The organism is Bifidobacterium sp. LH_417 (assembly GCF_056357035.1).
Genome location: NZ_JBKEVI010000006.1, coordinates 124,380 through 130,713, shown reverse-complemented (window position 1 = coordinate 130,713; position 6,334 = coordinate 124,380). Strand labels below are relative to the sequence as shown.

The following is a 6,334-nucleotide window of genomic DNA, read 5'->3' as shown; positions in this document are numbered from 1 at the left end:
GGCTCTATTGCTGTTTTCGTGGGTGGCAGTTCGTTGTTGAGCCGTTGTGGGGGTAAGTGAAGAGCGCTTTTTGGGTAGGATGTTTAACGACCAAGAAAAACACACCCAAAAAGCGCCTGATGAACAGCATATTCAACCAGCTTCTCAACGTCAAAAACACGGTGGTCGAGGACGCGAGAATCACGGACTCGCCGCTGCGTCCCGAACCCGTGCTCGAGATCCGCGTGCGCCCACGCAAGGGCATGCTCCGATGCTCCCGATGCGGCAGACGCCGGCACGGCTATGACCAAGGCGGCGGCGTACGCCGCTGGCGGCATCAGGATTTCGGCTGCTTCAGGGTCGAACTGGTCGCCGCGATGCCGCGCGTGGACTGTCCCAGGTGCGGAATCGTGGTCGCGCAGGTGCCGTGGGCGGAGCCCGGATCGAGGTTCACCCGGGATTTCGAATCGGAGTGCGCGTGGCTGATGACGGTCGCCAGCCAGAGGACCGTGAGCGGCTTCCTGCACATCGCATGGCGCACCGCCGGGGACGTCGCCCATAGGGTCGCCGACCGGTTGAGGGCGTCGATGCCGTCGCCGTTCGACGGCCTGCACGTGATCGGCGTGGACGAGACCAGCTACAGGAAGGGCCACACGTACGTCACCGTCGTCGTCGACCACGAACGGCATCGGGTGATATGGGCTCACGACGGGTACGGCAAGGACGTGTTCGACATGTTCTTCCGGCAGCTGACCGACGAGCAGAAGGCGTCGATCAGGGTCGTCACCGGCGACGGGGCCAGGTGGATCGACTCATGCGTGCATGAGCACTGCCCGAACGCCGAGCGCGTATTGGACGGGTTCCACATCGTCTCCTGGATGAGCGACGCGCTCGACAAAGTCAGGAAGCGCCTATGGAACCAGGCGCGGCATGACGGGGACGACGAGGCGACCAGACGCATGCGCGGCGTCAAATACGCGGTCCTGAAGAACCCCGACCGGCTGACCGACAGACAGGAGGAGACGTTCGGGAACCTGCGGGACACGGACCCCAAGGGGCAGCTCTATCGCTCATGGCAGCTCAAGGAACTCCTCCGGACACTGCTCAAACACCCGCTCGACCAGGCCAGGGCCGAACTGAACCACTGGGTGTTCTGGGCGTCCCACAGCCGCATCCCCGAGATCGTCGAACTCGCCCGGAAGATCCGGCGACGCCGGCCCGACATCCTCAGAACGATCGAGTTGGGCTATTCGAACGCGAGGCTCGAGGCGTTCAACAACAGGATCAAAGTCACCATCCGCATGGCCTACGGCTTCCACAACGTGAACAACCTCATCGCCCTCGTCATGCTCCGATGCGGCGGACTCGACATACACCTACCCCAACCAAGAACCTAACCCACGAAAACAGCAGAAGCCCCTAATTTGTACGGTTAGGCTATAAATCTGTACGCTTTGGGCGTCAACCATGCCCCGAGACATGCGTCAACTATCCGCTGAGACTAGACAGTACGTTTGGGGCTCGGACCTGTATGGTTTACGCGTCAACCTGTACGATTCAGACCACAACCTGTAGAGTTCAGACCGCAACCTGCGGACACCTCTCCTGAAGACAGACCGTTCACCTCACGGCCCACAATCCGCAATCCGCAGAATTCCGCCATTCCTGAATCAGCGCAATACTCCGTACAGGCCCATCTACCAGACACCACCCTACAAATTCAGGCCCCAATCATGCAGGTCCGGGCTCCGACCATGCAGGTCCGAGTCAAAACCGTACAGATCCACCGCCGAACTCCACAAAACCGTATCTCAGTACTGCGCCTCAACTTCACGGATCGGCACCACGGGGATCGGCACCACATCTCGGCACCGCAGTCCGGCTTCATGACCCCGGCACCACAGTCCGGCTTCACGACCCCGGCATCACAGTCCAGTTTCACAACCCCGACACCACATCCCAGCACCACATCCCGGCACCGCAGCCCGGCACCGCAGTCCGGCTTCACGGCTCCGGCACCACATCTCGCGATCGCGCGATATGCGCGATTCAGCCCAGCGTCGCCAGCTCCTCGTCGGTGAGCCGCAAATCGACCGCGGCGAATGAGTCGCGAATCTCATGCGGGTTGCGGGCGCTGGGGATGGTGAGCAGCCGCCCATACCGCGTAAGCTCCCAAGCGAGCACGACCCGCTGGTAGGAGACGCCGCGCGCCGCGGCCACCGCACGGAACGGGTCGTAGGCGTGGCTGTCAAACGGGTCGAGGAACCCGCCCAACGGCGACCAGCATACGAAGTCAAGCCCCAGCGAAGCGCAGTGCTCCATCGTGTGTTCCGGGTCGGGGTGTGACGGCGAGAACTGGTTCTGCACGGCGATCAGCCCCTCGCCGAGAATCCGCCGTGCCACGTCAATCTGCTCGTTGTTCACGCGCGAGACGCCCGCATACCGGATCACCCCTTCGTCGAGCAGCGTCTTCAGCGCGCCGACCTGCTCCTCATAGGGCACGGCCGGGTCGGGCCCGTGCGAATACAGCAGGTCGAGCGAATCCACGCCGAGGTGACGCGCGGATTCCTTCGCGTCGCGGATCATCGTCTCCGGCCGCGAGTCCGCCATCCACCCGTATCGGCTTCCCGCCGCCTGCAGATGCTGCCGTCCGGCCGCGCCTCCGGCCACTCCCCCGGCCACATCTCCAGCCCCAGCCGCAACGCCAGCCCCACCAGCCTCAGCCACACCAGCCGCAGAGCCAACCGCACCGGCCTCAGCCGAGCCAGCCGAGCCAGCCAAGCCAGCTCCACCAGCCCCGGCCGCAGCCAAGCCAGCCGCACCGACCCCATCGCCCGAGACCTCGATCGTGCGTCGATACCCGGTCTTCGTGGCGACGATCACTTCGTCGCGCGGTCCGCCCCATGTGGCGAGCGCGTCGCGCACGAGCATCTCGCCATACCCGAAATCGCCCGGCACCCCCGTGCCGTCGACCCCCGGCGCGGACGGCAGATAATACGACCACGCGGTATCGAGGTACCTCACGCCTGCGTCCAGTCCGGCGTGGATCGTCGCGATTGCGGTATCCCGGTCGGGTCGCCCTTCGATGGCGAGCGCCATCGTCCCCATGCCGAGCCGCGGCACTCGCCCGTGCCCCGCGAACCTGACGATGTTCGGCGATTCCCCGCCCGAGCCCTGCAGTCCCTGCTGTCCCTGCAGTCCCTGCCGCTCCTGCGGTTCCTGCCATCCCTGCTTCAATGCCACTGCGCTCATACCCCCAATCATCGCACACCTCATCGCACCGGATACACATTCGCCGCACCGATGCGCACTCATCGCACCTCACCGCCAAGGGCGTGTCTCAGCCAATGCAAGGGCGTGTCTCAGCCAATGCGAGCCGGCAGCCCCACCTGCGGGGGCTGCCGGCGCAGTCGATGGGATAGGAGTCACCGCATCCCGAAACCGGCTAACGGCTACCGCTTCAGCGCGGCTTTGAGGTCGCGGTTCTGGAAGCGGTCGTGCAGCAGGCAGTACCCGCCGAACACCACCAGCCACACCAGGCCGGCGACCGCGGAGCCGATGGTGTCGGAGGCGAGGAACAAGGTCACGTAGATGAACACGAAGAACACGATGGCGAAGGTGTTCGTGAACTTGTACGCGGGCATGATGAATCCGTCGGTGATGAAGTCGGCGGAACGGCGGTACTTCTGGTGCGCGATCATCGTGAGGATGTAGATGAAGATGATCACCGCGCTCGACGCGGAGGAGAACAGCACGAACGCGCTGTGCACCTGCGGGAACGCGTTGATGACGGGCGACATGAGCACGCAGCCCGCGGAGATGAGGATCGCGCGCGCGGGCACGCGGCGTTTCGATACGACGCCGATCTTGGAGAACGTGGGTGAGTCGGATTCGCTCGCGAGCTGGTAGAGGTGGCGTCCGGCCGAGTAGAGCAGCGAGTTGAGCGACGACGATGCGGCGGTGATGACGACGAAGAACACGAGCGCGGACGCCCAGTTGAGTCCCGCGTACTGGAACACCATGATGAACGGGGAGGCGAAGGAGCCGTCCTTGTTCGGCGTGAACGAGGTCCACGGCACGATGCACATGATGGCGACGAGCGCGCCGACGTAGAAGATGAGGATGCGCATGATGATTTCGTTGATGGCTTTCGGCAGCACCTTGCGCGGATTCTGCGTTTCAGACACGGTGACGCCGACGAATTCGATGGCTTCGTAGGCGAAGAACACCATCTGGAAGCTCATGAGGAATGCGAGCCAGCCGTTGGGCGCGATCTGGAAGTTGTCGAACAGGTTCGCGAGGCTTGCCGTGCCGGCGGGCGAGACGCCGTCGTGTCCGGGGATGCGCACCGCGTCGTAGTGGTAGCCGATGATGACCATGACGACGGCGGTGGCGATCATCGCGCAGATAAGCGTGATCTTGATCATCGAGAACCAGAATTCGGCTTCGCCGAACGCTTTCACCGCGATCAGGTTGATGGTGGCGAGCACGACGAGGAATACGAGTTCGATGAGCCATTTCCACGCGTTCAGGTCGATGCCGAACGTGTTGAAGAACGTGATGAAGTAGGTGGATACGGCGGTGATTTCGGTCATGCCGATGAGCACGAGCACGATCCAGTATGACCAGCCGGCGAATTTGCCCCAGCCGTTGCCCATGTAGCGGGTGATGAAGTTGATGAACGTGTGCTGGCTCGGGTCGCGGTACATCATCTCGCCGATGGCGCGCATGAGCATGAACATGACGAGGCCGACGCCGATGTACACGAATACGATGCTCGGGCCGGTCAGGGCGATGGATTTGCCGGAGCCGAGGAACAGGCCGGTGCCGATGGTGCCGCCGATGGCGATGAACTGCACGTGGCGGTTGTTGAGGCCACGATCCATTTCGTTGGAGGCGTCGAGGGATTCGACGGATTCCAGGCTGGTGCCGCTGTTGCTGCTACCGGGCGCGACACCGGAGGCGGTGCCGGCCGCGCCCATACTGCTTGTGCTCTTCTCGTCAGACATAGCCCGCGAGTTTACCGCCCGTTTGTTTCCAAGAAAAGAGCAATGCCCCGGCACACCCCGGTACGCCCCGGCCTCCCCACCGGGAAACCGGAGAAACCGGGGCGAACCATGATGAGAACGACGCCTCGCTGAGTCTCACTTCGCGAGTCCGGCGAGGAGCGGGGCGACCTGCTCCTCGTAAGCGGTGAGCGCCGTATCGATCACGTTGTGCATGTCGTAGTACTTGTACGTGCCAAGACGACCGCCGAACACGGTCTTCGGTTCGGCGGCGGCCTTCGCCTCGTACTGCGCGTACAGGGCCTTGTCCGCATCCGTGTTGATCGGGTAGTACGGCTCGTCGCCGCGCTCGGCGAAGCGGGAGTACTCCTCCCAGACCACGGTCTTGTCCGGGTTCTGCTGCTCGCGACGCTCCGGGTTGAAGTTCTTGAACTCGATGGCGCGGGTGTACGGCACGTCCGCGTCGGAGAAGTTCATGACCGGGCAGCCGAAGTGGTCGCCTTCGTCGTAACGGACCTCCTTGAAGTCCACGGTACGCCACTTGAGGTCGCCCAGCTCGTAGTCGAAGTAGCGGTCGATCGGGCCCGTGTACACGACCGGCACGCCGGCCGCCTGCAGCGCCTTCTTGTTGTACGGCTGCGACTCGTCGAAGAAGTCGACGCCCAGCTCCACGGTGATGCGCGGATCGTCGATCATGCGCTCCATCCACTTCGTGTAGCCGTCCTTCGGCAGACCCTCCCACGTGTCCTTGAAGTAGCGGTTGTCGTAGTTGAAGCGCACCGGCAGGCGCTTGATGATCGACGCGGGCAGCTCGCTCGGGTCGGTCTGCCACTGCTTGCCCGTGTAGTTCTTGATGAACGCCTCGTACAGCGGGCGGCCGATCAGCTGGATGCCCTTGTCGTTGAGGTTCTGCGGATCGGTGCCGGCCAGCTCGCCGGCCTGCTCCTCAATCACCGCGCGAGCCTCGGCCGGCGTGTACGCCTTGCCGAAGAACTGGTTGATGGTACCCAGGTTGATGGGCAGCGGGTAGACGACGCCGTCATGCGTCGCGTACACGCGGTGCACGTAGTCGGTGAACTCGGTGAAGCGGTTCACGTAGTCCCACACGCGCTTGTTGGACGTGTGGAACAGGTGGGCGCCGTACTGGTGGATCTCCGCACCCGTCTCCTCGTCGAAGTACGAGTACGCGTTGCCGCCGATGTGATCACGCACGTCGATGATGTGCACGCGCGCACCCGTGTGCTCCACCGCCTGCTGCGCGACCGTCAGACCGAACAGGCCGGCACCCACGATCACCAGATCCGGGTACTGCGAATTCTCCAGCGTATTGTCCACCATGGCTTCAAACC

Annotated in this window: 4 protein-coding genes; 1 reads left to right on the top strand and 3 read right to left on the bottom strand. The window is 63.4% G+C overall.

Annotation, left to right across the window (positions count from 1 at the left end; genetic code table 11):
• Positions 1-119: 119 nt before the first annotated feature.
• Entirely contained in the window at positions 120-1,376 is a 1,257-nt protein-coding gene (locus AC1AYR_RS05745) for an ISL3 family transposase (RefSeq protein ID WP_476511723.1), read from the top strand.
• A gap of 652 nt (positions 1,377-2,028) precedes the next feature.
• Here AC1AYR_RS05745 and AC1AYR_RS05740 read toward each other — a convergent pair.
• The 3 genes from AC1AYR_RS05740 to glf form a co-directional block, all read right to left on the bottom strand.
• Positions 2,029-3,087, bottom strand: coding sequence for an aldo/keto reductase (locus AC1AYR_RS05740; RefSeq protein WP_476511817.1), 1,059 nt, complete (start codon positions 3,085-3,087; stop codon positions 2,029-2,031).
• 344 nt (positions 3,088-3,431) lie between these two features.
• On the bottom strand, positions 3,432-4,961 hold the full coding sequence (locus AC1AYR_RS05735) for an amino acid permease (protein WP_476511818.1): 1,530 nt from the start codon (positions 4,959-4,961) through the stop codon (positions 3,432-3,434).
• A 162-nt stretch (positions 4,962-5,123) separates the two neighbouring features.
• The gene (gene glf, locus AC1AYR_RS05730; RefSeq protein ID WP_476511724.1) at positions 5,124-6,323 is read right to left on the bottom strand and encodes a UDP-galactopyranose mutase; all 1,200 of its coding nucleotides are present in this window, start codon (positions 6,321-6,323) and stop codon (positions 5,124-5,126) included.
• Between the last annotated feature and the right edge of the window lie 11 nt (positions 6,324-6,334).